The sequence below is a fragment of the Streptomyces sp. NPDC026672 genome (assembly GCF_040638185.1).
Classification (GTDB): Bacteria; Actinomycetota; Actinomycetes; order Streptomycetales; family Streptomycetaceae; genus Streptomyces.
In genome coordinates this window covers 127,366-154,214 of sequence record NZ_JBEZXS010000021.1, presented here as the reverse complement: position 1 = coordinate 154,214, position 26,849 = coordinate 127,366, and the positions used below count along the sequence as shown (strand labels likewise).

The window sequence follows — 26,849 nt, the reverse complement described above, 5'->3', positions numbered from 1 at the left end:
TACATTCCGAACCCGGAAGCTAAGCCTTACAGCGCCGATGGTACTGCAGGGGGGACCCTGTGGGAGAGTAGGACACCGCCGAACAAATTGTGAGAGGGTTGGGTTCTGAACTTCGGTTCGGAGCCCAACCCTTTTTTGTTTGCCGTAACTTGACGTTCACGTTCCGCGCTCAGCATCACCACATGGGTACTGCAGCAATGCTGAGGGCCGCCGGCGTCGGTGTCGGTGACGAGGTCGTCGTACCGGCCTTCGGGAACGTCGAGGTCGCCGAGGCCGTCACACTGGCCGGCGCCATACCGGTGTTCGCGGACATAGCCCCGGTCACCTACTGCCTCGACCCTGCCTCCGTCGAAGCGGTCATAACCTCCCGTACCGCGGCGGTTGTTGTCGTCCACCGCTTCGGACGGCGGGCCGACATCGAGCAGTTGCACGGCGTCGGCCAGCGGCACGGGCTGCTCGTCCTTGAACAGGGCGAGTCCGAGGCGCCGTACGACGAGATAGCCCAGCGGCGGGAGCGTGCCGCCTACCTGGAGTCCAAGCTGCGGGGCGTGCACACGCCCGACGGCGGCGACGGACACACCTTCCAGCAGTACGTCGTGCGCGTCCCCGGCAACGGCCGGCCCGATCGCGACGCCTACGCACGGGCCGTGCGGGCCAGGGGAGTCGACTGCCGCGTGCCCGTGAAGACCCCCGTGCACCGGCTGCCCGAGTTCCGGCGCTGTGTGTCGCTGCCGGAGACCGAGCGGGCCGCCGACGAGACGCTGGCGCTGCCCGTGGACGCGTCGCTGACCAAACATGAGATGCAGCGCATCGTGTCTGCCTGCAACGCCCTGGGCGGACTGCTCCAGCCCGCCTTCTGACCCGCCTTCCGAACGGGTTGGGAGCACACCCCCGTTCGGGGTATGATCTATTCCGTTGCCGAGGGGGAAACCCCGAAGAAGCAACAGGCCCCTATAGCTCAGTCGGTAGAGCGTCTCCATGGTAAGGAGAAGGTCAACGGTTCGATTCCGTTTGGGGGCTCAATCAAAAGACCTCACCCGATCGGGTGAGGTCTTTTTTGTTGCCCTGTGCCGAAGTGTGGCGGTGCCGGGCCCCGGCCGGGGCCCGGCAGTCGGTCCCTCAGTCCCTGTGCAGGCCCGGGACGCGCATCGCCAGGATCGCCATGTCGTCGGACGGGGCGTCCGAGGCGAAGCGTTCGACCGCGCGCATGATGCGGGCGGCGACCGCGCCGGCCGTCAGACCCGTGCATGTCGTCAGCACGTCGGCGAGGCCGTCGTCGCCGAGCATGCGGGTGCCCTCCCGGCGTTCCGTGACGCCGTCCGTGACACAGAGGAGCACGTCACCGGGATCGAGCGTGACCGTCTGCTCGTACAGCTCCAGGTCCTCGATCACGCCCAGGAGCGGCTGGGGCTCGGCAGCCGCCTCCACCGTGCCGTCCTGGCGCAGCCGGAGGGGGAGCGGGTGACCGGCGCAGACCACCTTGAGTTCGGCGCTGCCGTCCTCCTGGGGGCGCATCTCGCCGTACAGGAGGGTCAGGAAGCGGCTGCGGGCCCCCTCGTCGAGGATCGCGGAGTTGAGGCGCTCCAGGACCGCTGGGCCGCTCAGGCCCTCCCTGGCGAGCAGGCGCAGGGCGTGCCGGGCCAGACCCGTGACGGCCGCCGCGTTCGGGCCCGTACCGCAGACGTCGCCGATGGCGAAGCCGTACGCGTCGTCGCTGATCGGGAAGAGGTCGTAGAAGTCCCCGCCGACCTCGTTGCCCTCGCCGGCCGCGCGGTAGATGACCTCGACCTCCACACCCTCGATCTGGGGGAGGCCGGGCGGCAGCAGGCTGCGCTGGAGGGACTGGCTGATGGCCGTGCGCTCCGAGTACAGGCGGGCGTTGTCGAGGGCCAGGGCGGCCCTGCGGGACAGGTCCTCGGCCAGTTCCAGGATCTCCTGGCGGAAGTGCTCGTCGGTGGGCTTGCCCAGGGTGAGCATGCCGATGACCCGGTTGCGGGCGACCAGCGGCAGGACGACCGTCTCGCCGCCCACCGCGGAGGCCGTGGCGAGCGTCGGGCCGATGCCGGAGGCGACCTGGTGGATGGGGCCGCCGGTGAGGCCGAGGCTGCGCATGGACGTCCGCAGCGCGGCCTGGTGGGCCACCTCCGCGGGGACCGTCCACACGCGGGCGCCGGGGGTGGGCACCGGGTCCGGCGGGGCGATCTTCGAGAGCAACGACTTGATGCCGTCGATGAGTTCCTCGTCCTCGTGCAGGACGTAGGAGAGGTAGGGATCGGACGCCTGGTCGGCGATGGTGTAGACGGCGCACCAGGTGGCCAGGGTGGGGACCGTCATCTGGGCCATCAGCGCGAGCGTCTGGTCGCGGTCCAGGGTGCCGGCCAGCAGGTCGGACGCCTCGACGAGGAAGCTCAGCGAACCGCGGCGCAGGCGCTCCAGCTCGCCCAGACGGGCCGACTCGACGGCCAGGGCGATGCGGTCGGCGGCGAACTGGAGGCGCAGGGCCTCCTCGTTGGAGTACCGGTTCGGCGACTCGGCGGCGACGCCCAGGGAGCCCGTGAGGCGTCCCTCGACCTTCAGCGGGACCGTGACGACCGAGCGCATCCCGGTGCCGCCCAGGAGCGGCACGGCGCCCGGTACGGCCGAGAGGTCGTCGTGGACGGCGGGCATGCGCGCCGAGCCGTAGCGCCCGGGGCCCGCCTCGACGGGGACGCGGGCGAAGCGCTGGCGGGCCGAGGGCAGCCCGGTGGAGGCGCGGACCTCCAGCTCGGTCTCGTCGTCGGTGGCCAGGAGCAGGAAGGCGGAGTCGCCGTCGAGCATGTCGCGGGCGCGCTCCACGGTGCGCTGGAGGAGGCCGTCGAGGTCGTCGGGGGCCGGGGAGCCGATGAAGACCTCGAACGGGTCGCTGCTCTGGCCCTCGCCCGTGCCGGAGGCGTCGGAGGACGGGACGCGGGGCGGGGTCTGGAGGACCGCGCGCTCGTGGTCGCGGACCAGGAGGCAGACCGTGGAGGGCTCGCCGCCGGTGTCGCGGACGCGCAGGTGGGAGGCGTACACCGGGGTGACGCGGCCGTCGGCGCCGCGGATGCCGTAGCTGCCCTCCCAGCGGGAGAGCTGGAGGGCCTCGGCGATGCCGGTGCTGATGCCCGGGGTGTGCGGCCAGGCCGCGAGGTCGGTGAGGGGCTTGCCGGTGACCTGGTCGGCGGCGTAGCCGAAGAGTTCCTCGGCGTCCTCGTTCCAGGCGGTGATGGCGCCGGTGCGGTCGATCTGGACGACGGCGACGCGGACCCGGCCGTCGGCGAGCGGCAGCAGGTCGGCGGGCAGCGACGGGCCGGCGGCGCGGGTGCCCACGGGCCGTTCGGGCAGGTCGAGTTGGAACCAGACGTTCTTGTGCGTGGGCGTGTACTCGACGCCCCAGCGGGCGGCCAGGGCGGCGCAGAGCTGGAGTCCGCGACCGCCCTCGCGGTCGGGGCTGCCCATGTTGACGGGGGAGCCCTGGAGGGGGACCTCGCGCTCCGGGTAGCGGTCGGCGACCTCGATGCGTACGCCGTCATCGGCGCGCAGGCACAGGACGTCGGCGTGGGTGCCGGCGTGCACCACGGCGTTGGTGACCAGTTCGCTGGTGAGGACGACGGCGTCGTCGATGACGTCGGCGAAGCCCCAGCCCTGGAGGGTGTCGCGGACGAAGGACCGCGCGGTCGCGACCGATCGTCCGACGGGCTCGAAACTGGCGGCCGCGCGCGCGGTGATCACAGAACTCCTCGACCTGTTGTCGACGGGCAGGACTCCTCCGCCGGCCGGCTCGTGCCGCTGGTGCGGCATCCGCTCACCCGTCGGCCTGGGGTCCGGGGTCTGTCCCCCGGGGATCAGTCCGGTGGTCATGGTCTGCGGCCGCCCCTCCGATGCCCGCTCGTGCTCGTGCCACCGCCCATGCCGGACGGACCGGTGCGGCTGGACAGCCGGATGCAAGGTTACTTACCTTCGCCGTCCGAGCGGATGCCGGTCGTCGGTGTTTACGCCCCCAGGGTGTGCGGACGGTGTGCGAAGCTGCCGAACTGTTATGGCCTGGTTCGGTAGGGGTGAAACACTGGGCAAGCTTCTTGTGAAGGTCCGGGCGGGCCGAGTGTGATCCGTGTAGGTCGGGCAGCAGCCCCTGGTGTGACTCGTTCGCACCTGGCAGAAACATGCAGCGGAGACCATCGGTCATCCGGTGTCCGGTACGCCGAAGTGAAGCACCCCTGGCACAGCAGTGACGGTCGATCCCCGCGGGAGGGACACAGTGGAGTCTGGCGCAGCGGCGCGGGGCACTAAGACGCGCGCCAAGGGCGGACAGTCCCCGAGCAGGCAGCGGGGCGGGACGACCGTGGTGGACACGGCGGCCCTGAACCGGCTGCTGGTGGCGCTCGTGGCGATGCGCGACGGGAACTTCCGCAAACGGCTCACGGTGTCCGGGGACGGCGTGATGTCGGAGATCGCCGCCGTCTTCAACGAGGTGGCCGACCGCAATCTGCATCTGACGGGCGAGTTGTCCCGGGTACGGCGTGTGGTCGGCCGTGAGGGCAAGCTCACGGAACGGCTGGAAACAGGCGCTCTGGAGGGGTCCTGGGCGTCCGCGGTCGAGGCGTCCAACGCGCTGGTCGACGATCTTGTGCAGCCCGTCTCCGAGGTCGGGCGGGTGTTGACCGCGGTCGCGGAGGGCGATCTCTCGCCGCGCATGGAGCTGCGGACGCAGGCGCCGGACGGCACGGGCCATCCGCTGCGCGGCGAGTTCCTGCGGGTCGGGCGGACCGTGAACAACCTGGTCGACCAGCTGTCGACGTTCACCGACGAGGTCACCCGCGTGGCCAGCGAGGTGGGCACCGAGGGCAAGCTCGGCGGGCAGGCCCGGGTGCGGGGCATGTCGGGTTCCTGGAAGGACCTGACGGAGTCCGTCAACACGATGGCGAACCGGCTGACCGCGCAGGTGCGGGACATCGCGCTCGTCACCACGGCCGTCGCCCGGGGCGATCTGTCGCGCAAGGTGACGGTGCATGTCGCCGGCGAGATGCTGGAGCTGAAGAACACCGTCAACACGATGGTGGAGCAGTTGTCGTCGTTCTCCTCCGAGGTGACCCGTGTGGCCCGTGAGGTGGGCACGGAGGGCATCCTCGGCGGTCAGGCGCAGGTGCCCGGGGTGGCCGGCGTGTGGAAGGAGCTGACCGACTCCGTCAACACGATGGCCGGCAACCTCACCGCGCAGGTGCGTGGCATCTCGCAGGTGACCACGGCGGTCGCCAACGGTGATCTGTCGCGGAAGGTGACCGTGCCCGCGCGCGGCGAGGTCGCGCAGCTGGCCGAGACGATCAACCAGATGACCGAGACGCTGAGGATCTTCGCGGATGAGGTCACGCGTGTGGCCAACGAGGTCGGCGGCGAGGGGCGGCTGGGCGGCCAGGCGAACGTGCCGGGCGCGGCGGGCACGTGGAAGGACCTGACGGACTCGGTCAACACGGTCTTCCGGAACCTGACGACGCAGGTGCGGGACATCGCCGCGGTGACGACGGCGGTGGCGACCGGTGACCTGTCGCAGAAGGTCACCGTGGACGTGGCCGGTGAGATGCTGGAGCTGAAGAACACCGTCAACGGGATGGTCGACCAGCTGTCCTCGTTCGGTGCCGAGGTCACCCGGGTGGCCCGGGAGATCGGTGTCGAGGGTGAACTGGGCGGTCAGGCGCAGGTGCCCGGCGCCGCCGGTACGTGGAAGGACCTGACGGACTCGGTCAACACCGCCTTCCGCAACCTGACCGGTCAGGTGCGCAACATCGCCCAGGTGACGACGGCGGTGGCGAACGGTGACCTGTCGCAGAAGGTCACGGTCGACGTCTCCGGCGAGATGCTGAAGCTGAAGAACACCGTGAACACGATGGTGGACCAGCTCTCCAGCTTCGCCGACCAGGTGACGCGGATGGCGCGTGACGTGGGCACGGAGGGCCGGCTGGGCGGTCAGGCGCGGGTGGACGGCGTCTCGGGCACCTGGAAGGAGCTGACGGACTCCGTCAACTTCATGGCCGGGAACCTGACGTCCCAGGTGCGGCAGATCGCCCAGGTGACGACGGCGGTGGCGCGGGGCGACCTGTCGCAGAAGATCGACGTCGACGCGCGCGGGGAGATCCTGGAGCTGAAGAACACCATCAACACGATGGTCGACCAGCTCTCCGCCTTCGCCGACCAGGTGACCAAGGTGGCCCGTGAGGTGGGCACGGACGGCCGCCTCGGCGGTCAGGCGCAGGTGCCCGGCGTGGCCGGCGTGTGGCGCGACCTGACGGACTCGGTGAACGGCATGGCCGGCAACCTGACCGCCCAGGTGCGCAACATCGCGCAGGTGGCGACGGCGGTGGCCCGCGGTGACCTGTCGCAGAAGATCACCGTGGACGCGCGCGGGGAGATCCTGGAGCTCAAGAACACCCTGAACACGATGGTCGACCAGCTGTCGTCGTTCGCCCAGGAGGTCACGCGTGTGGCCCGTGAGGTGGGCACGGAGGGCATCCTCGGCGGCCAGGCGGAGGTGCAGGGGGTCGCGGGCACGTGGAAGGACCTCACGCAGTCCGTGAACTTCATGGCGAACAACCTGACGATCCAGGTGCGCAACATCGCCGAGGTCACGACCGCGGTCGCCAAGGGCGACCTGTCGAAGAAGATCACGGTCGACGCGAAGGGCGAGATCCTCGAACTCGTCACGACGGTCAACACCATGGTCGACCAGCTGTCCAGCTTCGCCGAGCAGGTGACCCGGGTGGCCCGTGAGGTGGGCACCGAGGGCATCCTGGGCGGTCAGGCGCACGTTCCGGGTGTCACGGGCATCTGGAAGGACCTCTCCAACAACGTGAACCTGATGGCCAACAACCTGACCATGCAGGTGCGCAACATCTCCCAGGTCTCCGCGGCGGTCGCCAACGGCGACCTGACGCGGCAGGTGACGATCGAGGCGCGCGGCGAGGTGGCGCAGCTCGCGGACACCATCAACACGATGGTGAAGACGCTGAGTTCGTTCGCCGACCAGGTGACCAAGGTGGCCCGTGAGGTGGGCACGGACGGCATCCTGGGCGGTCAGGCGCACGTTCCGGGCGTCGCGGGCACGTGGAAGGACCTCACCGAGTCGGTGAACCAGATGGCGTCCAACCTGACGGGCCAGGTGCGCAACATCGCCATGGTCACCACGGCCATCGCCAAGGGTGACCTGACGAAGAAGATCGACATCGACGCGCGCGGGGAGATCCTCGAACTCAAGACGACGATCAACACGATGGTCGACCAGCTGTCCAGCTTCGCGGAGGAGGTCACCCGCGTGGCCCGCGAGGTGGGCACCGAGGGGCAGCTGGGCGGCCAGGCGCGGGTGCGCGACGTGGACGGCACCTGGCGCGACCTGACCGAGTCGGTGAACGAGATGGCCGGGAACCTGACCCGGCAGGTGCGTGCCATCGCGCGGGTGGCGACCGCGGTGACCCGCGGTGACCTGAACCTGAAGATCGACGTGGACGCGTCCGGCGAGATCCAGGAGCTCCAGGACTACATCAACAAGATGATCGCCAACCTGCGCGACACCACGATCGCCAACAAGGAGCAGGACTGGCTCAAGGGCAACCTCGCCCGTATCTCCGCGCTGATGCAGGGGCGCCGGGACCTGGACGACGTGGCGTCGCTGATCATGAGCGAGCTGACGCCGGTGGTCTCGGCGCAGCACGGCGCGTTCTTCCTGGCGATGCCGCTGGTCGACGGCAAGGACATGAAGGCCGAGAACGCCGAGGACGAGGACGCGTACGAGCTGCGCATGCTGGGCTCGTACGGCTACTCGATGGGCTCCATGCCGACGTCGTTCCGGCCGGGGGAGGCGCTGATCGGCACGGCGGCCGAGGAGAAGCGCACGATCCTGGTGGAGAACGCGCCCAGCGGCTATCTGAAGATCTCCTCGGGGCTCGGCGAGGCGCCGCCCGCGCAGGTGATCGTGCTGCCGGTGCTGTTCGAGGGCAAGGTGCTCGGGGTGATCGAGCTGGCGTCGTTCACGCCGTTCACGCAGATCCAGCGGGACTTCCTCAACCAGATCGCCGAGATGATCGCGACCAGCGTCAACACGATCTCCGTCAACACCAAGACGGAGGTGCTGCTGAAGCAGTCGCAGGAGCTGACCGAGCAGCTGCGGGAGCGGTCGGCCGAGCTGGAGAACCGGCAGAAGGCGCTCCAGTCCTCCAACGCCGAGCTGGAGGAGAAGGCCGAGCTGCTGGCCCAGCAGAACCGGGACATCGAGGTCAAGAACACCGAGATCGAGGAGGCGCGGCAGGTCCTGGAGGAGCGCGCCGAGCAGCTCGCGGTGTCGATGCGCTACAAGAGCGAGTTCCTCGCGAACATGTCGCACGAGCTGCGCACACCGCTCAACTCCCTGCTGATTCTGGCCAAGTTGCTGGCGGACAACGCCGACGCGAACCTGACGCCCAAGCAGGTCGAGTTCGCCGAGACGATCCACGGGGCGGGCTCGGACCTGCTCCAGCTGATCAACGACATCCTGGACCTGTCCAAGGTCGAGGCGGGCAAGATGGACGTCTCGCCGACCCGTATCGCGCTGGTGCAGCTCGTCGACTACGTGGAGGCGACGTTCCGGCCGCTGACCGCGGAGAAGGGCCTCGACCTGTCGGTGCGGGTCTCGCCCGAGCTGCCGGCCACCCTGCACACCGACGAGCAGCGCCTCCTCCAGGTGCTGCGCAACCTGCTGTCCAACGCGGTGAAGTTCACGGACTCGGGGTCGGTGGAGCTGGTGATCCGGCCGGCCGGGGCGGACGTCCCGGTGGGCATCCGGGAGCAGTTGCTGGAGGCCGGTTCGGTGAACGATCCGGACGCGCCGCTGATCGCGTTCTCGGTGACGGACACCGGCATCGGCATCGCGGCCAGCAAGATGCGGGTGATCTTCGAGGCGTTCAAGCAGGCCGACGGCACGACCAGCCGCAAGTACGGCGGCACGGGCCTCGGGCTGTCGATCTCGCGGGAGATCGCGCAGCTCCTGGGCGGTGAGATCCACGCGCAGAGCGAGCCGGGGCGGGGTTCGACGTTCACGCTGTACCTGCCGCTGCACCCGAGCGAGCTGCCGCCTCAGGGCTACCAGCAGTCGCTGCCGGTGCCCCCGGCGGGCCCGGTGGTCGGCGCCGAGCGGCAGGCGTCCGAGCTGTCCGACCCGCAGGTCGAGACGCCGGCCGAGGTGAAGTCGTACCAGGAGACGCAGCACGGGGCGGCGGCGCTGTTCCGGCGCCGGCGCCGCACCACCCCGGCGCCCGAGCAGTGGCAGGCCGTGGGCGAGCAGACGCCCGCGGCGCCGGTGGAGCCGCAGCGCACGGTGCGGTTCGGCGGGGAGAAGGTGCTGATCGTCGACGACGACATCCGCAACGTCTTCGCGCTGACCAGCGTCCTGGAGCAGCACGGGCTGTCGGTGCTGTACGCGGAGAACGGCCGCGAGGGCATCGAGGTCCTGGAGCAGCACGACAACGTCGCGGTCGTGCTGATGGACATCATGATGCCGGAGATGGACGGGTACGCGACGACGACGGCGATCCGCAGGATGCCGCAGTTCGCCGGGCTGCCGATCATCGCGCTGACCGCGAAGGCGATGAAGGGCGACCGGGAGAAGGCGATCGAGTCGGGCGCCTCGGACTACGTCACCAAGCCGGTCGACCCCGATCATCTGCTGTCGGTGATGCGGCAGTGGATGCGAGCGGAATGACGCGCACGGGTGGGACACGGGTGAACGGCCGGGGAATCCTCGGGGAGCGGCGGCGTCCGCCGATTCCCGAGGCCCGGGACGGTGTAGCGGCGCGGGAATCGGGGAACCTTCTGGTGCCCGACCGCGTTTCCGCTGTGTGCACAGTGACATCACGGTGACAGGGTGTGGCGACCGGCGGGGTGCGGCTACCATGACCGGCACAAGGACGGGCGGCGAAAGGGAGTCGTCCCCTGGGGCGGCGCCCGGTGTACCGCCGGGGCGAGGAGGGCGGGCCATGGTGCAGAAGGCCAAGATCCTCCTGGTCGATGACCGGCCGGAGAATCTGCTGGCGCTGGAGGCCATCCTCTCTGCGCTCGATCAGACACTGGTGCGGGCATCGTCCGGGGAGGAAGCGCTCAAGGCACTGCTCACGGACGATTTCGCGGTCATTCTGCTGGACGTCCAGATGCCGGGAATGGACGGTTTCGAGACCGCCGCGCACATCAAGCGGCGAGAACGGACCCGGGACATCCCGATCATCTTCCTCACCGCGATCAACCACGGCCCGCACCACACGTTCCGGGGCTACGCGGCGGGCGCGGTGGACTACATCTCCAAGCCGTTCGACCCGTGGGTGCTGCGCGCCAAGGTCTCGGTGTTCGTCGAGCTGTACATGAAGAACTGCCAGCTGCGCGAGCAGGCGGCCCTGCTGCGGCTCCAGTTGGAGGGCGGCGGCAAGGGCGCCGTCGACGCGGGCAAGGAGCCTGCCGGGCTGCTCGCCGAGCTGTCGGCGCGGCTCGCGGCCGTCGAGGAGCAGGCCGAGGCGCTGTCCAAGCAGCTGGACGACGAGTCCGCGGACGCCGCCGCGGTGGCCACGGCCGCCCATCTGGAGCGCAAGCTCACCGGACTGCGCCGCGCGCTGGACGCCCTGGAACCGGGCGCGGGCGGCGCCCCCTCGCTGCCGTCCCAGAACTGACGTGTGCCCACCGGTCGTTGGCCGTGAGCGCACGTCAGTTCCGGGTCTCCGCAAGGGCGACACGAACGGGTGAAGCGGCACGCACACGTGTCCGCCGTCGCCTCCCCCGGTAACCTCACCTCCATGGCCTCACGTCCCTCCGCAGCCAAGAAGCAGCCCGCGAAGAAGGCGGCTGCTCCCTCGAAGGCTCCGGCGAAGAAGGCCGCTGCGAAGAAGGCGCCCGCCAAGAAGGCCGCCGCGAAGAAGGCGGCTCCGGCCCGCAAGCCCGCGCCCAGTCCCACCGGCGGCGTCTACCGACTCGTGCGCGCCGTCTGGCTCGGCCTCGCGCACACCGTCGGCGCCGTCTTCCGCGGGATAGGGCAGGGCGCCAAGAACCTCGACCCGGCGCACCGCAAGGACGGCGTCGCGCTGCTGCTGCTCGGCCTCGCGCTGATCGTCGCGGCCGGCACGTGGGCCGATCTGCGCGGCCCCGTCGGCGACCTGGTCGAGATCCTGGTCACCGGCGCCTTCGGCCGCCTCGACCTGCTGGTGCCGATACTGCTCGCGGTGATCGCCGTGCGCTTCATCCGGCACCCCGAGAAGCCCGAGGCCAACGGGCGCATCGTGATCGGCATGTCCGCGCTCGTCATCGGCGTGCTCGGCCAGGTCCACATCGCGTGCGGCTCGCCCGCCCGCAGTGACGGCATGCAGGCGATAAGGGACGCCGGCGGCCTCATCGGCTGGGGGGCGGCCACCCCGCTGACGTACACCATGACCGACGTCCTCGCCGTCCCGCTGCTCGTGCTGCTCACGGTCTTCGGGCTGCTGGTCGTCACCGCCACCCCGGTGAACGCCGTTCCGCAGCGGCTGCGCGCGCTCGGCGTCCGCCTGGGCGTCCTGCGCGACCCGCTCCCGGACGAGCCGGGCGAGGACGACGAGCGCTACGACGAGCAGTGGCGCGAGGCGCTGCCCGCGCGCTCCCGCAGGCGCGGGGGCGCCGCCGAGGCGTACGACGTCGACGGCGCCGAGCAGGAGGCCCTCTCGCAGCGCCGGGGCCGTCCCAGGCGCTCCGCGGTGCCCCAGCCCGACATGGGCCGTCGGATGGACGCCGTGGACGTCGCCGCGGCCGCCGCCGCCGCGCTCGACGGCGCCGTCCTGCACGGCATGCCGCCCTCCCCGGTCGTGGCCGACCTCACCCAGGGCGTCAGCGTCGGCGACCGCGAGGAGACCACGCCGACACCGACCCCCGTCCCGACGTCGACGCCCGTCCCGGCCCCGGCCGCCCGGCCCAAGCAGGAGAAGCTCACCTCCGAGGGTGTGCCCGACCTGACCAAGGCCGCCCCCGCGGAGACCCGCGAGCTGCCCCCGCGCGCGGAGCAGCTTCAGCTGTCCGGCGACATCACGTACTCGCTGCCCACGCTCGACCTGCTCCAGCGGGGTGGTCCGGGCAAGGCGCGCAGCGCCGCCAACGACGCCGTGGTGGCCTCATTGACCACCGTCTTCTCGGAGTTCAAGGTCGACGCGCGGGTCACCGGCTTCACGCGCGGGCCCACGGTCACCCGCTACGAGGTCGAACTCGGGCCCGCCGTCAAGGTCGAGCGGATCACCGCGCTCACCAAGAACATCGCGTACGCCGTCGCCAGCCCGGACGTGCGGATCATCAGCCCGATCCCCGGCAAGTCGGCGGTCGGCATCGAGATCCCCAACACCGACCGGGAAATGGTCAACCTCGGCGACGTGCTGCGCCTCGCGGAGTCCGCCGAGGACGACGACCCGATGCTGGTCGCGTTCGGCAAGGACGTCGAGGGCGGCTACGTCATGCACTCGCTGGCGAAGATGCCGCACATGCTGGTCGCCGGCGCCACCGGGTCGGGCAAGTCGTCCTGCATCAACTGCCTCATCACGTCGGTGATGATGCGGGCGACCCCGGAGGACGTGCGCATGGTCCTCGTCGACCCCAAGCGCGTCGAACTCACCGCCTACGAAGGCATCCCGCACCTGATCACACCGATCATCACCAACCCCAAGCGGGCCGCCGAGGCGCTCCAGTGGGTCGTGCGGGAGATGGACCTGCGCTACGACGACCTGGCCGCGTTCGGGTTCCGGCACATCGACGACTTCAACGAGGCCGTCCGCAACGGCAAGGTGAAGCTGCCCGAGGGCAGCGAGCGCGAACTCCACCCGTATCCGTACCTGCTGGTCATCGTGGACGAGCTGGCCGACCTGATGATGGTCGCCCCGCGCGACGTCGAGGACTCCATCGTGCGCATCACACAGCTCGCGCGCGCGGCCGGCATCCACCTCGTCCTCGCCACGCAGCGGCCCTCGGTCGACGTCGTCACCGGTCTGATCAAGGCGAACGTGCCCTCGCGACTGGCGTTCGCCACCTCCTCGCTCGCCGACTCCCGCGTCATCCTCGACCAGCCCGGCGCCGAGAAGCTGATCGGCAAGGGCGACGGGCTGTTCCTGCCGATGGGGGCGAACAAGCCGACCCGTATGCAGGGCGCGTTCGTCACCGAGGAGGAGGTCGCGGCGGTCGTCCAGCACTGCAAGGACCAGATGACGCCGGTCTTCCGGGACGACGTCATGGTGGGCACCAAGCAGAAGAAGGAGATCGACGAGGACATCGGCGACGACCTCGACCTGCTGTGCCAGGCGGCCGAACTGGTCGTCTCCACGCAGTTCGGATCGACGTCGATGCTCCAGCGCAAGCTGCGCGTCGGCTTCGCCAAGGCCGGCCGGCTCATGGACCTCATGGAGTCCCGGAACATCGTCGGACCCAGCGAGGGATCGAAGGCTCGTGACGTTCTTGTGAAACCCGACGAGCTGGACGGCGTGCTCTCGGTCATCCGGGGGGAGTCTGAAGGGTAGGGACACGAAACGCCCGGCGCACGGGATTGGGCCGGGTGGCCGCACCGTCGTGATCCACCCGTTAGACATCGGCGGGCAACCGTTTCCCTTTGACGCACGTCAAGTTGAGCGGAAGGACAGGTAGGGCCGTCACACTGGGGTCCGCACCTGGCCCGTCATCGGCGTGACCGGCCATACCGATGGCGTACAAAGTCCCACCGCCCGGTTGCCCCACCCTTTTGCATCCCCCCTAGACTTAACCTCCAGCACAGGTGGCTACACGCTCGAAAGGCGCCCCCGTGTCCATCGGCAACTCCCCTGAAGACGAGCGTCCGTTCGAAGACGTCTCCGAGGAAGCCCGTATCTCCGTAGGCCGTGCACTCAAGCAGGCGCGTATCGAGGCCGGGCTGTCCGTGGACGACGTCAGCAGCGCCACTCGAGTCCGCATCACCATCGTGCACGCCATCGAGGCGGACGACTTCGCCCCCTGCGGCGGCGACGTCTACGCCCGCGGCCACATCCGGACCCTGGCCAGGGCCGTCCACCTCGATCCCGCACCGCTGCTCGCGCAGTACGACGCCGACCACGGCGGACGTCCGGCGCCGACCCCGGCCGCGCCGCTCTTCGAGGCGGAACGTATCCGCCCCGAGCGGCGCGGGCCGAACTGGACCGCGGCGATGGTCGCCGCGATCGTCGCCGTGGTCGGCTTCGTCGGTTTCACCGTGGTCAAGGGCGGCGACGACGGCAGCAACGCCAAGGACGAGGTCGCCCAGGGCGCCACCCCGTCCGCCGGCGCGACCACCGCCTCTCCGAAGCCCACCGGGTCCAAGCCCGCCGACGAGAAGCCCGAGCCCTCCGACAGCGCCATCGCCGCCGCGCCCCAGGACAAGGTCACCGTCCAGGTCAGCGCCGTCGACGGACGCAGCTGGATCTCGGCCAAGGACCACAACGGCCGCATGCTCTTCGACGGACTCCTCAAGAAGGGCGACTCCAAGACCTTCCAGGACAGCTCGAAGATCAACCTGATTCTCGGCGACGCCGGAGCGATCCAGCTCTACGTCAACGGCAAGAAGATCGAGGACGACTTCCGGCCGGGCGCCGTGGAGCGTCTGACCTACACGAAGGGCGACCCCGAGGTCGGCTGACCGGCCCGTCGGGGGCGTGACATCACGGGGTTGGCCGGGTTCGGCCAACCCCGTCGACGTGGGCTGTCGGTCGGACGAAGTAGTCTTGAGCCCATGCCTGAACGCCGTACCGTCGCACTCGTCACTCTCGGCTGCGCCCGTAACGAGGTGGACTCGGAGGAGCTCGCAGGCCGCTTGGAGGCGGACGGCTGGCAGCTCGTCGAGGACGCCGGGGACGCCGATGTCGCCGTGGTCAACACCTGTGGCTTCGTGGACGCCGCGAAGAAGGACTCCGTGGACGCCCTCCTGGAGGCCAACGACCTCAAGGGACATGGGAGAACGCAGGCCGTCGTGGCGGTGGGCTGCATGGCCGAGCGGTACGGCAAGGAGCTGGCCGAGGCCCTGCCCGAGGCCGACGGCGTGCTCGGCTTCGACGACTACGCGGACATCTCCGACCGGCTCCAGACCATCCTGAGCGGCGGCGTCCACGCCGCCCACACCCCCCGCGACCGCCGCAAGCTGCTGCCGATCAGCCCCGTCGAGCGGCAGGAGTTCGCCACCGAGGTCGCCCTGCCCGGGCACGGCGCCCCCACGGACCTCCCCGAGGGCCTCGCCCCCGAGTCCGGCCCGCGCGCCCCCCTGCGGCGCCGCCTGGACGGCTCACCGGTCGCCTCGGTCAAGCTCGCCTCCGGCTGCGACCGGCGCTGCTCCTTCTGCGCCATCCCGTCCTTCCGCGGCTCGTTCATCTCCCGCCGCCCCAGCGACGTCCTGAACGAGACCCGCTGGCTGGCCGAGCAGGGCGTCAAGGAGATCATGCTGGTCTCCGAGAACAACACCTCGTACGGCAAGGACCTCGGCGACATCCGCCTCCTGGAGTCCCTGCTGCCCGAGCTGGCCGAGGTCGACGGCATCGAGCGGGTGCGCGTCAGCTACCTCCAGCCCGCGGAGATGCGCCCCGGCCTGATCGACGTGCTGACCTCCACGCCCAAGATCGCCCCCTACTTCGACCTGTCCTTCCAGCACTCCGCCCCGGACGTGCTGCGCGCGATGCGCCGCTTCGGCGACACCGACCGCTTCCTGGAACTGCTCGACACCATCCGCACCAAGGCCCCGCAGGCCGGCGTGCGCTCCAACTTCATCGTCGGCTTCCCCGGCGAGAGCGAGGCCGACCTCGCCGAACTGGAGCGCTTCCTGACCCACGCGCGCCTGGACGCCATCGGTGTCTTCGGCTACTCCGACGAGGACGGCACGGAGGCCGCCGGCTACGACGGCAAGCTCGACACGGACGTCGTCGCCGAGCGGCTGGCCAAGGTCTCCCGGCTCGCCGAGGAACTCGTCTCGCAGCGCGCCGAGGAGCGCCTGGGCGAGACCGTGCACGTCCTGGTCGAGTCGGTCGACGACGAGGAGGGCGTGTACGGCCGCGCGACGCACCAGGCGCCGGAGACCGACGGCCAGGTTCTGCTCACGAGCGGCGAGGGCCTGCGCGTCGGTCGTATCGTCGAGGCCAAGGTGGTCGGTACGGAAGGTGTCGACCTGGTGGCCGAGCCGCTCGCGGGCTCGCTCACCCTTGGCGAGGAGGCGGCCAGATGACGGGAGTCCCGGCGTCCGCCGCAGGCGGTTCCTCCGGTGCGCACGGGGCCTCGGGCTCCGCCGCGGCCGGCGGCTCCGCCCCGGCGCCCGGTGCGGCTCCCGGTCCCGAGGACGGCACGAGGTCGGCGCGCGGCGGCAAGATCGCCGCCGCGGCGGTCGACCAGGCGAGCTTGTGGAACATCGCCAACCTGCTGACCATGCTCCGGCTGCTCCTCGTCCCCGGCTTCGTCGCGCTGATGCTGGCGAACGGGGGGTACGACCCCGCGTGGCGTTCGTTCGCCTGGGCGGCCTTCGCCGTCGCCATGATCACCGATCTGTTCGACGGCCATCTGGCGCGCACCTATAACCTGGTCACCGACTTCGGGAAGATCGCCGACCCCATAGCCGACAAGGCGATCATGGGAGCCGCGCTGATCTGTCTCTCCGCGCTGGGCGATCTGCCCTGGTGGGTCACCGCGGTGATCCTCGGCCGGGAACTCGGGATCACCCTGCTGCGTTTCCTCGTCATCCGGTACGGCGTGATCCCCGCGAGCCGCGGCGGCAAGCTGAAGACGCTCACCCAGGGCGTGGCCGTCGGGATGTACGTGCTGGCCCTGACAGGCTGGTTGGCCACCCTGCGGTTCTGGGTGATGGCCGCCGCCGTCGTGCTGACCGTGGTCACCGGACTCGACTATGTGAGACAGGCCATTGTGCTGCGCCGGCAGGGAATCGCCGAACGGCAGGCGGCGTTGGAGGAGAACGCAGGGTGAACCGCACGGCCACCGACGTGGTGCGACTACTGACGGTGAAGGGCGAGACGCTCGCCGTCGCCGAGTCGCTCACGGGTGGGCTGGTCGCCGCGGAGATCACCTCGGTGCCCGGGGCGTCCAAGGTGTTCCGTGGTTCGGTCACCGCCTACGCCACGGACCTCAAGCACGGGGTGCTGGGTGTGGACGCCACCCTGCTGGCTCAACGCGGAGCCGTGGATCCGCAGGTCGCGGCCGAGATGGCGTCCGGAGTGCGCAAGGCGCTCGGTGCCGACTGGGGCATCGCGACGACCGGAGTGGCCGGGCCGGACCCGCAGGACGGACAGCCCGTGGGCACCGTGTTCGTGGCCGTCGACGGCCCCTCCGGGACGACCGTGGGTTCTGCCGGTGGCGGAAAAGTGGAGGCGCTGCGGTTGAACGGCGACCGCGCGGAAATCCGTATGGAGAGTGTACGGAGCGTGCTCGCGCTGCTTCTGAGGGAGCTGGCGGGCGAACAGATCGGGAATGAGCGGGCACAGGATACGGAACGGAACGGGGGGTTTTGATGTTTGCAGCCCTGAGTGAACACGACATCGCTCCCCGCACGGCCGCGGCGCGAGGCGGTACGGTGGGGCGAGAAGGATGCGGCTACGCGGTCCGAGGAGGGAGCCACCGATGATTCTGCTCCGTCGCCTGCTGGGTGACGTGCTGCGTCGGCAGCGCCAACGCCAGGGCCGTACTCTGCGCGAAGTCTCCTCGTCCGCCCGAGTCTCACTCGGCTATCTCTCCGAGGTGGAGCGGGGGCAGAAGGAGGCTTCCTCCGAACTGCTCTCCGCCATCTGCGACGCGCTGGACGTACGGATGTCCGAGCTCATGCGGGAAGTGAGCGACGAGCTCGCACTCGCCGAGCTGGCCCAGTCCGCCGCGGCCTCCGAGACCGTGCCCGCGCCGGTTCGTCCGATGCTGGGTTCCGTCTCGGTGACCGGTGTGCCACCGGAACGGGTGACCATCAAGGCGCCCGCGGAAGCGGTGGACGTGGTCGCGGCGTGATCCGCGCGCGCGTGACCGTGTGACGTGACACGTACGAGGCCCCGGCCGGGGCGCCTCCGGGAGAACCGGAAGCGCGCGGCCGGGGCCTTCGTGCTGCCCGCTGCCGTGCGCCGCCGTGTCGCTCTGCGCCCATTTGCCGGTATCCGGTGGGCCGGTCATGGTGGAGGGACCTGACCGGGCGAATCAACGGAGGCCGTGGATGTACGTCGTGAAGAGCTCCCTGTCCGACGCGGACCTGAAGACCGTGACCGAGGCGCTCCAGGGAGCACTGGTCGACCTCGTGGACCTGGCGCTGGTCGCGAAACAGGTCCACTGGAACGTCGTCGGCCCCCGCTTCCGGTCCGTCCACCTCCAGCTCGACGAGGTCGTCGCCTCCGCGCGCACCCACTCCGACACGGTGGCCGAACGGGCCTCGGCTCTCGGCGTCCCGCCCGACGGGCGCGCCGCGACCGTGGCCTCCGGCAGCGGCATCGGGACGACACCCTCGGGCTGGATCAAGGACACGGACGCGGTGGGCAGGCTCGTGGACGCCCTCGGCTCGGTGATCACCCGGATGCGGGAGCGGGTGCGGGCGACCGAGGAGCCGGACCCGGTGACCCAGGACCTGCTCATCGGCATCACGGCGGACTTCGAGAAGCACCACTGGATGTTCCAGGCCGAGAACGCGTGATCGTGCCGGGAGGCGCCGTGGCGCCGGCCCGTGCCGGGGCCCGGGCGACGGTGCGTTCGTGTGCCCCTGGTGCGCCCTCCCTCGCGGCGAGGGCCGCGTTCTAGCGTCCCGGTGGGAGGTGGCGGGCATGGTGCGGCGGGCGGTGCGCTGGGGGGCCGCTGTGGGGTTCGGGGCGGTGTGGTGGTGGGCCGCGCTGCGGCTCGCCCTGGGGGACGGCGCGGGGCTCGTGGAGGGCACCGTGGTGGCGGGCGGCTGGGCGGTGAGCCTGCTGCCGGTGCACTGCGCGGCGAAGGGGGAGGCGGCCGGCGCGGTCGGCGTGGAGCGCTGGCGGGCGGCCTGGCGGGCCGGACGCGTCAACGACGCGGCGCGGAGACCTCGTTCGAGTGCATCCGATGCCTCGTGACCGGCAGGGGAGCCGGCGGGGCGTAGGGCCTTGCACCAGTGAGGCGTGCGGCTGAGTGTGGGCGGGGTGTGCGGCTGGGCGTGAGCGGGGTGCAGGGGTTGGTGTCAGCGGGGGGTACGGCCGCGGCGGGTCGGTGGGGAGCCGGGGGCCGGTGCGGGGCCGTGCTGGCAGGCCGGGCACCAGTAGGTGGGGCGCTCGCGGGAGCCGTCGCCCTGGTCGGCCGCGCGGATCGAGGTGCCGCAGCGCAGACAGGGGCGGGGCGCGCGCCCGTACACGAACAGGTCCTGGCCGCGCCGGCCCGTGGTGGTGCGGACGGGACGGTCGCGGTTGGCGTCCAGGAGACGCTTCGCGAGGGCGGGCAGCTTCGCGGCGCGCTCCGACGGCAGGGCGCCCACGGGCAGCCACGGGGTGACGCCGAGCAGGAAGCACAGCTCGCTCTTGTACACGTTGCCGATCCCGGCGAGGTTGCGCTGATCGAGCAGGGCCTCGCCGAGCGGGCGGTCCGGGTCCGCGAGCAGCCGGGCCAGGGCCGACTCGGGGTCCCAGTCCGGGCCCAGGAGGTCGGGGCCCAGATGACCCACGACGCGGGACTCGTCGGCGGTGCGCATCAGGTCGAGCACGGGGAGGCGGTAGCCGACAGCCGTGTGCTCGGTGTTGCCGAGGACCACCCGGATCTGGTGGGCGGGGCCGCCGGCGAAGGGCCGGCCGGTGTCGAACACCTTCCAGGCGCCGTCCATCCGCAGATGCGAGTGCAGGGTCAGGCCGCCCTCGATACGGGTGAGCAGGTGCTTTCCCCGCGGGGTGACGTCCAGGACGGTACGGCCGGTCAGGTCGACCGTCGCGTACCGGGGCACCCGCAGGTCGCTGACGGCCAGCGCCCGCCCGGCGAGCGCCCCGTGCAACCGCTGCGCGGCCTGCCAGACCGTGTCGCCTTCGGGCATGGGTCAAGGGTGACACGGGGAGGCCGGCCGGGGCGCCGGGGCCGCCGTGCGGGGCGTCATGCGCGCAGCCGCAGGCCGCGGGGGGTCGCGATGAAGCCCGCCTGCTCCAGCAGCGCACCGAGGGGGGACGTGAGGGCCGAGGCGCCGTTGACGCGTTCCACGGTGACCGTGCCGACGGAACCCGCGCGGGCGGCGGCGGCCAGGGCCTCGGCGGCCGGCCGGAGCCGGGGGTCGTCCGGTGCCGCGGTGTCCGGGGCGGACGGCCAGGCCAGCAGCGTCTTGCCGCCGCGCTCCATGTAGAGCGTCAGCTCGCCGTCGACCAGCACCACCAGCGAGCCCGCTTTGCGACCCGGCTTGTGCCCGGCACCGGTCGGGGGCTCGGGCCAGGGCAGCGCCGAGCCGAACGCGTTCGCCGGGTCGGCGGCGGCGAGCACGACCGCCCGGGCGTCGGCGGCGGACGTACGGTCGCGGGAGCCGCCCCGGGCGGGGCCGTACGCCCCCGAACCGTACGGGAAGCCCGCCCCGCCCGAGCCGCTTCGTGGGCCGCCCCGGCCGGGCGTGGCGAAGTCTCTCGGGGAGATGTAGTCCCCGGGGGCCAGCTGGTGGTCGAGGGGCCAGTCGAAGTCGGCGTCGAGGCCGTCGAAGGGAGCGGGCGGGAAGGCGCCGTCGGGCGAGCCGTCCGACCCGGCCCGTTCGTCCGGGCCCGCGCCGGGCAGGGCCTCGCCCCGGTCGCGCGCGTTGGACACCGCGCGCAGCCGGTCCACGGCGCCGTCCATCGCGAACTGGGCCGCGCCCAGCCCCTCCACCACATAACCGCGGCGGGCCCGACCGCTCTCCTCGAACGCGGACAGGACCCGGTACACCGCGGAGAAACCGCCCTCCACCCCCTCCGCCGCGACCGCTCCCCGGGTCACCACCCCGTGCCGGTCCAGGAGGACACGGGCCAGGGCGTGGGCGCGCACCGTCGGGTCCTGCTCGTGGCCCGGGAGCAGGGACCAGCGCCCGGCGACGGTCGGCGGACCCGTGCGCGACGCGGGGCGGGCGGCGGCGGTCAGGGAGCCGTAACGACCGCGCGGGACGGCGCGTTTGGCGCGGTGGGCCGTGGCGCCCGCGGTGCGGCCGGAGCCCAGCAGGGACCGCATCGGGGTGAGCGTGTCGTTGGTGAGCCGCCCCGACCAGGCCAGGTCCCATACGGCGTCGGCCAGTTGGAGATCGGTCGCGTCCGGGTGGGTGGTGGCACGGACCTGGTCGGCGATCTGCCGGAAGAACAGGCCGTAGCCGCCGGAGAGCGCGTCCAGGACGGACTGGTGCAGCGCCGTCGGCTCCAGCGGGTGGGGCGGCGGCAGGAGCAGCGGGGCCGCGTCCGCCAGGTACAGGGACACCCAGCCGTCCTTGCCGGGCAGCGCGCCCGCCCCGGCCCAGACGATCTCACCGGCCGAGGTCAGCTCGTCGAGCATCGACGGCGTGTAGTTCGCCACGCGCGACGGCAGGATCAGCTTCTCCAGGGCGGACGCGGGCACCGAGGCGCCCTGCAACTGCTCGACGGCGCGGACCAGTCCGTCGAGGCCGCGCAGCCCGTGCCCCTTGCCGATGTGCTGCCACTGCGGCAGGAACTGCGCCAGCGCGGCGGGCGGCACCGGCTCCAGCTCATGGCGCAGCGCGGCCAGGGAGCGTCGGCGCAGCCTGCGCAGCACGGCCGCGTCGCACCACTCCTGGCCGATGCCCGCCGGATGGAACTCCCCCTGCACGACACGGCCGTTCGCGGCGAGCCGCTGAAGCGCGCCCTCGGTGACCGCCACGCCGAGACCGAACCGGGCCGCCGCGGTCGCCGACGTGAACGGTCCGTGGGTGCGCGCGTGACGCGCGAGGAGGTCGCCGAGCGGGTCCTTCACCGGTTCGGTGAACGCCTCGGGCACACCGACCGGCAGGGCCGTGCCGAGCGCGTCGCGCAGCCGGCCCGCGTCCTCGATCGCCGCCCAGTGGTCGGCGCCCGCGATCCGCACCCTGATGGCGCGGCGGGCGGCGGCCAGCTCCCGCGCCCAGTGCGGTTCGGCGCCGCGCTCGGCGAGTTCGGCGTCCGTGAGCGGGCCGAGCAGCCGCAGCAGGTCGGCGACCCCCTCGGCGTCCTTGACCCGGCGGTCCTCCGTGCGCCACCGCAGCTCCCGCTCCAGCTCGGCCAGTACGTCCGCGTCCAGCAGCTCGCGCAGCTCCGCCCGGCCCAGCAGCTCGGCCAGCAGCCGCGAGTCCAGGGACAGCGCGGCGGCGCGGCGCTCGGCGAGCGGGGAGTCGCCCTCGTACAGGAACTGCGCGACGTACCCGAACAGCAGTGAGCGCGCGAAGGGGGACGGCTCGGGGGTGGTGACCTCGACCAGGCGGACCTTGCGGGACTCCAGGTCGCCCATCAGCTCGACGAGCCCGGGAACGTCGAAGACGTCCTGGAGGCATTCGCGGACCGCCTCCAGGACGATCGGGAACGAGCCGAACTCGCTCGCCACCTGGAGCAGTTGGGCAGCGCGCTGGCGCTGCTGCCACAGCGGGGTGCGCCGGCCGGGGCTGCGGCGCGGCAGCAGCAGCGCGCGGGCGGCGCACTCCCGGAAGCGGGAGGCGAACAGGGCCGAGCCGCCGACCTGGTCGGTGACGACCTGGTCGACCTCGCCCTTGTCGAAGGCGACGTCGGCCGCGCCCACCGGGGCCTGTTCGGAGTCGACCGCCGTGTGGAGGGGAGCGCCGGCCCGCACGGGCTCCTGGTCCAGCAGGTCCAGGCCCATCAGGTCGGCGTCCGGCAGCCGCAGCACGATGCCGTCGTCGGCGTGCATGACCTGCGCGTCCATGCCGTACCGCTCGGAGAGGCGGGCGCCGAGGGCGAGCGCCCAGGGGGCGTGCACCTGGGCGCCGAACGGGGAGTGCACGACCACCCGCCAGTCGCCCAGTTCGTCGCGGAAGCGCTCCACGACGATCGTCCGGTCGTCCGGTACGTGCCCGCACGCCTCCCGCTGCTCGTCCAGGTACGACAGGACGTTGTCCGCGGCCCACGCGTCCAGGCCGGCCGCGAGCAGGCGCAACCGGGCGTCGTCCTTGGGCAGGGAGCCGACCTCGCGCAGGAACGCGCCCACCGCGCGGCCCAGTTCGAGCGGGCGGCCCAGCTGGTCGCCCTTCCAGAACGGCAGCCGGCCCGGCACACCCGGCGCGGGCGAGACCAGGACGCGGTCGCGGGTGATGTCCTCGATGCGCCAGGAACTCGTGCCGAGCGTGAAGACGTCGCCCACGCGGGACTCGTAGACCATCTCCTCGTCCAGCTCGCCGACCCGGCCGCCGCCCTTCTTGGGGTCGGAACCGACGAGGAAGACCCCGAACAGCCCCCGGTCCGGGATCGTGCCGCCGGAGGTGACGGCGAGGCGCTGCGCACCTGGGCGGCCCGTGACCGTACCGGCGACGCGGTCCCACACCACGCGCGGGCGCAGCTCCGCGAACGCGTCCGACGGATAGCGGCCCGCGAGCATGTCCAGGACGGCCGTGAACGCCGACTCCGGGAGCGAGGCGAACGGCGCGGCCCTGCGCACGGTGGCCAGCAGGTCGTCGACCTGCCAGGTGTCCAGCGCCGTCATCGCCACCAGTTGCTGGGCCAGGACGTCCAGCGGGTTGGCGGGGACCCTCAGCGACTCGATCGCGCCGGAGCGCATCCGCTCGGTGACCACGGCGGCCTGCACCAGGTCGCCGCGGTACTTGGGGAAGACCACGCCGGTGGAGACCGCGCCGACCTGGTGCCCCGCGCGGCCCACGCGCTGGAGGCCGGAGGCGACGGAGGGCGGTGACTCGACCTGGACGACGAGGTCGACGGCGCCCATGTCGATGCCCAGTTCGAGGCTGGAGGTGGCGACCACGGCCGGGAGCCGGCCGGCCTTGAGGTCCTCCTCGACCAGGGCGCGCTGCTCCTTGGAGACCGAGCCGTGGTGCGCGCGGGCGATGACCGGCGGCGCCCCCTGCGCCGCGCCCGAGCCGCCCATCAGCTCGGCGGGGGAGTGGTGCTCCTCCAGGGGCTCACCGGTCGCCCGCTCGTACGCGATCTCGTTGAGCCTGTTGCACAGGCGCTCGGCGAGCCGGCGGGAGTTGGCGAACACGATCGTCGACCGGTGGGCCTGCACCAGGTCCGCGATCCGCTCCTCCACGTGCGGCCAGATGGACGGCCGCTCCACGCCCTCGGAGCCGTCGGCCACCGGGGAGCCGCCCAGCTCGCCGAGATCCTCCACGGGGACGACCACGGAGAGGTCGAACTCCTTGCCCGACGCGGGCTGGACGATCTCCACCTTGCGGCGCGGCGAGAGATAGCGGGCCACCTCGTCGACCGGCCGGACGGTCGCCGACAGGCCGATGCGCCGCGCCGGCCGGGGCAGCAGCTCGTCCAACCGCTCCAGGGACAGCGCCAGATGCGCGCCGCGCTTGGTGCCCGCCACCGCGTGCACCTCGTCCAGGATCACCGTCTCCACACCCGTCAGCGCGTCGCGCGTGGCCGACGTCAGCATCAGGAACAGGGACTCCGGAGTGGTGATCAGGATGTCCGGCGGGCGGGTGGACAGCGCGCGGCGCTCGGCGGCCGGGGTGTCGCCGGAGCGGATGCCGACCTTGACCTCGGGCTCGGGCAGGCCGAGGCGCACCGACTCGTGGCGGATGCCGGTCAGCGGGCTGCGCAGATTGCGCTCGACGTCGACCGCGAGGGCCTTCAGCGGCGACACGTACAGCACCCGGCAGCGCTTCCTCGGGTCGGCCGGGGGCGGGGCCGAGGCGAGCTGGTCCAGGGCGGCGAGGAAGGCGGCCAGCGTCTTGCCGGAGCCGGTCGGGGCCACCACCAGCACGTCCGAGCCCTCGCCGATGGCACGCCACGCGCCCGCCTGGGCCGCGGTGGGCGCGGAGAAGGCCCCCGTGAACCAGCCGCGGGTCGCGGGGGAGAAGCCGTCGAGGGCCGGGTGAGCGGAGCTGACCATGCGTCCATCCTGCACCCGCGCACTGACAACGCGGCTGACCTGGGCAGACGTCCTCGGCATCGCCGCGCTCGCCCGCCGGAGGGGACGCCGGGCGGCTGCCGGACGGGGAGGCCGGGCGGCGCGGACGTGACGGACAATGGCGGCATGGCGGGTGCACCCGAACGGGCACGGCACTGGCAGTACGAGGAACTGCCGGGCGTCGATCTGCTGCGCGCCCGCTACATCCGCAAGACGTTCGTCCGGCACACCCACGAGCACTTCGTGATCGCGGCCATCGCCGACGGCGTCGAGGTCTTCCACCACGGCGGCTCCGACGTCTCCGCGGCGGCCGGCGCGCTCGCGCTGGTCAATCCGGACACCCCGCACACGGGCCGGGCGGGCGTGCCCGAGGGCTGGCGGTACGGCGCGATCTACCCGTCGCCCGAGGTGGTGGGCGAGATCGCCGCCGAGACCACCGGCATCCGGGGCACCCCCGGCTTCGTCAGCCCCGTGCTCGACGACCCGTACGCCGTCGGCCTGGTCCACCAGGTGCTCCGCGCCGCCGACGAGGGCAACGCGCTCGCCGCCGACACCCTGCTGCGGGTCGCCGTGACCCGGCTGCTGCGTCTGAACGGCGGGCCCCTGCCCCGCCGCGAGGTGCGCTCCGCCGGGGCCCGGCTCGCCGTCCGCGCGCGTGCCGTGCTGGAGGAGCGGATGACCCGGCCGCCCACCCTGGAGCGCCTCGCCGCCGACCTGGGCACCAGCCCCTTCGCGCTGCTTCGGGCGTTCCGCGACGCCTACGGCATGCCGCCGCACGCCTGGCTGACCGACGCGCGCGTGCGCCGGGCGCGGCACCTGCTCGACTCCGGCACGACGCCCGCCGAGGCGGCCGTCACCGTGGGGTTCACGGACCAGCCGCACCTCAACCGCCACTTCGCCCGGATCGTCGGCGTACCGCCCGGTGCCTACCAGCGGGAGCGCAAGAACGTACAAGACCGGGGACGGCCGCCCCTCGTAGCGTCGTCGACGTGGCAGAACAGACAGCTCTCGCAGACATACGCGCGGACGGCGCCGGGAAGCCGGACGCCGCCGTCGTCCGGGACGCCCTCGGGGTCGGCGTCGCCGTAGGACTCTCCGGGTTCGCGTTCGGCGTGACCTCGGCCGGCAGCGGGCTCAGCCTGCTCCAGAGCTGTGCGCTCAGCCTCCTCGTGTTCACCGGTGCCTCCCAGTTCGCGCTGGTGGGAGCCCTCGCGGCGGGCGGCAACCCGCTCACGGCCGCCGCGGGCGCCTTCTTCCTCGGCGTGCGCAACGCGTTCTACGGGCTGCGCCTGTCACAGGTGCTGGCCCTCCCGCGCGTGGTGCGGCCGTTCGCCGCGCAGTGGGTGATCGACGAGACCACCGCGGTGTCCCTGGCCCAGCCGGACCGGCGCGGCTCCCGGCTCGGATTCGCCGTCACCGGGCTCAGCCTGTACGTCCTGTGGAACCTCACCACGTTCCTCGGTGCCCTGGGGGCCAAGGCGATCGGCGACACCGACGCGTGGGGCCTCGACGCGGCCGGGCCCGCAGTGTTCCTCGCGCTGCTCGCGCCCATGCTGAAGACCACCGTCGAGCGCGCGGTCGCGGGGCTGGCCGTGCTGCTCGGACTCGGCCTGCTGCCCGTGCTGCCCGCGGGAGTGCCCGTCCTGGTCGCCGCGCTCGCCGCCCCGGCCGCGCTCTACGTGGAGGGCCGGCGCGGGGCGGGACGGAACCGGACCGGTGCGACGCCCTCGTAGCGGCACACCGCCCCCGGCGCTCCCGGGCACCGTCCTCCCGCCCCGCGGCGGCGCACACCCCCGTGCACACCCCCTCCGCAACGACCCTCCAGAGGA

Annotated in this window: 16 protein-coding genes, 1 tRNA gene and 1 rRNA gene; 15 read left to right on the top strand and 3 right to left on the bottom strand. The window is 72.0% G+C overall.

Annotation, left to right across the window (positions count from 1 at the left end; all coding sequences use genetic code 11):
* From rrf to AB0F77_RS24440, 3 genes are all read left to right on the top strand, one after another.
* Window positions 1-84: ribosomal RNA gene (gene rrf, locus AB0F77_RS24450) — 5S ribosomal RNA — on the top strand; the annotation flags it as partial.
* A 113-nt stretch (window positions 85-197) separates the two neighbouring features.
* Entirely contained in the window at window positions 198-860 is a 663-nt protein-coding gene (locus tag AB0F77_RS24445) for a DegT/DnrJ/EryC1/StrS family aminotransferase (RefSeq protein WP_361952442.1), read from the top strand.
* Window positions 861-947: 87 nt separating this feature from the next.
* Window positions 948-1,020, top strand: a tRNA-Thr gene (locus AB0F77_RS24440).
* 99 nt (window positions 1,021-1,119) lie between these two features.
* On the opposite strand, the gene AB0F77_RS24435 is transcribed toward AB0F77_RS24440, so the two are convergent.
* Entirely contained in the window at window positions 1,120-3,876 is a 2,757-nt protein-coding gene (locus AB0F77_RS24435) for a SpoIIE family protein phosphatase (RefSeq protein ID WP_361952415.1), read from the bottom strand.
* A 397-nt stretch (window positions 3,877-4,273) separates the two neighbouring features.
* Here AB0F77_RS24435 and AB0F77_RS24430 point away from each other — a divergent pair, with 397 nt between their 5' ends.
* The 10 genes from AB0F77_RS24430 to AB0F77_RS24385 all read left to right on the top strand — a co-directional run bounded on the left by AB0F77_RS24430 (window position 4,274) and on the right by AB0F77_RS24385 (window position 19,082).
* Window positions 4,274-9,736, top strand: a complete 5,463-nt coding sequence (locus tag AB0F77_RS24430) for a HAMP domain-containing protein (RefSeq protein ID WP_361952412.1) — start codon at window positions 4,274-4,276, stop codon at window positions 9,734-9,736.
* Window positions 9,737-10,010: 274 nt separating this feature from the next.
* Window positions 10,011-10,691, top strand: coding sequence for a response regulator (locus AB0F77_RS24425; RefSeq protein ID WP_361952409.1), 681 nt, complete (start codon window positions 10,011-10,013; stop codon window positions 10,689-10,691).
* Between the two features lie 123 nt (window positions 10,692-10,814).
* The gene (locus AB0F77_RS24420) at window positions 10,815-13,541 is read left to right on the top strand and encodes a DNA translocase FtsK (RefSeq protein ID WP_361952406.1); all 2,727 of its coding nucleotides are present in this window, start codon (window positions 10,815-10,817) and stop codon (window positions 13,539-13,541) included.
* Between the two features lie 278 nt (window positions 13,542-13,819).
* Complete coding sequence (locus tag AB0F77_RS24415) at window positions 13,820-14,665, top strand: RodZ domain-containing protein (protein WP_361952403.1); 846 nt, start codon at window positions 13,820-13,822, stop codon at window positions 14,663-14,665.
* Between the two features lie 93 nt (window positions 14,666-14,758).
* On the top strand, window positions 14,759-16,234 hold the full coding sequence (rimO, locus tag AB0F77_RS24410) for a 30S ribosomal protein S12 methylthiotransferase RimO (protein ID WP_361952400.1): 1,476 nt from the start codon (window positions 14,759-14,761) through the stop codon (window positions 16,232-16,234).
* Window positions 16,231-16,983, top strand: a complete 753-nt coding sequence (gene pgsA / locus AB0F77_RS24405) for a CDP-diacylglycerol--glycerol-3-phosphate 3-phosphatidyltransferase (RefSeq protein WP_361952397.1) — start codon at window positions 16,231-16,233, stop codon at window positions 16,981-16,983. Before rimO ends, pgsA begins: the two co-directional genes overlap by 4 nt.
* Window positions 16,980-17,525, top strand: coding sequence for a CinA family protein (locus tag AB0F77_RS24400; RefSeq protein ID WP_361952394.1), 546 nt, complete (start codon window positions 16,980-16,982; stop codon window positions 17,523-17,525). The genes pgsA and AB0F77_RS24400 overlap by 4 nt, the downstream gene beginning before the upstream one ends.
* 109 nt (window positions 17,526-17,634) lie before the next feature.
* Window positions 17,635-18,009 carry a helix-turn-helix transcriptional regulator gene (locus AB0F77_RS24395; RefSeq protein ID WP_361952391.1) on the top strand — a complete coding sequence of 125 codons (375 nt, stop codon included), beginning with the start codon at window positions 17,635-17,637 and terminating at the stop codon, window positions 18,007-18,009.
* 199 nt (window positions 18,010-18,208) lie between these two features.
* Entirely contained in the window at window positions 18,209-18,679 is a 471-nt protein-coding gene (locus AB0F77_RS24390; RefSeq protein WP_361952388.1) for a DNA starvation/stationary phase protection protein, read from the top strand.
* A 127-nt stretch (window positions 18,680-18,806) separates the two neighbouring features.
* On the top strand, window positions 18,807-19,082 hold the full coding sequence (locus AB0F77_RS24385) for a hypothetical protein (protein ID WP_361952385.1): 276 nt from the start codon (window positions 18,807-18,809) through the stop codon (window positions 19,080-19,082).
* 104 nt (window positions 19,083-19,186) lie between these two features.
* Here AB0F77_RS24385 and AB0F77_RS24380 read toward each other — a convergent pair whose 3' ends face one another.
* Together AB0F77_RS24380 and AB0F77_RS24375 are read right to left on the bottom strand one after the other, a co-directional pair.
* Entirely contained in the window at window positions 19,187-20,023 is an 837-nt protein-coding gene (locus AB0F77_RS24380) for a DNA-formamidopyrimidine glycosylase family protein (protein ID WP_361952382.1), read from the bottom strand.
* Window positions 20,024-20,079: 56 nt separating this feature from the next.
* Window positions 20,080-25,002, bottom strand: coding sequence for an ATP-dependent helicase (locus AB0F77_RS24375; RefSeq protein ID WP_361952379.1), 4,923 nt, complete (start codon window positions 25,000-25,002; stop codon window positions 20,080-20,082).
* A 144-nt stretch (window positions 25,003-25,146) separates the two neighbouring features.
* On the opposite strand from AB0F77_RS24375, the gene AB0F77_RS24370 reads away from it, so the two are divergent.
* Window positions 25,147-26,109 (top strand): AraC family transcriptional regulator, encoded by a 963-nt coding sequence (locus tag AB0F77_RS24370; protein WP_361952376.1) that lies wholly within the window; start codon window positions 25,147-25,149, stop codon window positions 26,107-26,109.
* Window positions 26,010-26,753 carry an AzlC family ABC transporter permease gene (locus AB0F77_RS24365; RefSeq protein ID WP_361952373.1) on the top strand — a complete coding sequence of 248 codons (744 nt, stop codon included), beginning with the start codon at window positions 26,010-26,012 and terminating at the stop codon, window positions 26,751-26,753. Before AB0F77_RS24370 ends, AB0F77_RS24365 begins: the two co-directional genes overlap by 100 nt.
* Window positions 26,754-26,849: the final 96 nt, after the last annotated feature.

Bases quoted from the DNA above. Each gene is read 5' to 3' on its own strand.
- AB0F77_RS24445 (WP_361952442.1), top strand. From the start codon at position 198: ATGCTGAGGGCCGCCGGCGTCGGTGTCGGTGACGAGGTCGTCGTACCG.
- AB0F77_RS24435 (WP_361952415.1), bottom strand. From the start codon at position 3,876: ATGACCACCGGACTGATCCCCGGGGGACAGACCCCGGACCCCAGGCCG.
- AB0F77_RS24425 (WP_361952409.1), top strand. From the start codon at position 10,011: ATGGTGCAGAAGGCCAAGATCCTCCTGGTCGATGACCGGCCGGAGAAT.
- AB0F77_RS24420 (WP_361952406.1), top strand. From the start codon at position 10,815: ATGGCCTCACGTCCCTCCGCAGCCAAGAAGCAGCCCGCGAAGAAGGCG.
- rimO (WP_361952400.1), top strand. From the start codon at position 14,759: ATGCCTGAACGCCGTACCGTCGCACTCGTCACTCTCGGCTGCGCCCGT.
- pgsA (WP_361952397.1), top strand. From the start codon at position 16,231: ATGACGGGAGTCCCGGCGTCCGCCGCAGGCGGTTCCTCCGGTGCGCAC.
- AB0F77_RS24395 (WP_361952391.1), top strand. From the start codon at position 17,635: ATGATTCTGCTCCGTCGCCTGCTGGGTGACGTGCTGCGTCGGCAGCGC.
- AB0F77_RS24390 (WP_361952388.1), top strand. From the start codon at position 18,209: ATGTACGTCGTGAAGAGCTCCCTGTCCGACGCGGACCTGAAGACCGTG.
- AB0F77_RS24385 (WP_361952385.1), top strand. From the start codon at position 18,807: ATGGTGCGGCGGGCGGTGCGCTGGGGGGCCGCTGTGGGGTTCGGGGCG.
- AB0F77_RS24380 (WP_361952382.1), bottom strand. From the start codon at position 20,023: ATGCCCGAAGGCGACACGGTCTGGCAGGCCGCGCAGCGGTTGCACGGG.
- AB0F77_RS24375 (WP_361952379.1), bottom strand. From the start codon at position 25,002: ATGGTCAGCTCCGCTCACCCGGCCCTCGACGGCTTCTCCCCCGCGACC.
- AB0F77_RS24370 (WP_361952376.1), top strand. From the start codon at position 25,147: ATGGCGGGTGCACCCGAACGGGCACGGCACTGGCAGTACGAGGAACTG.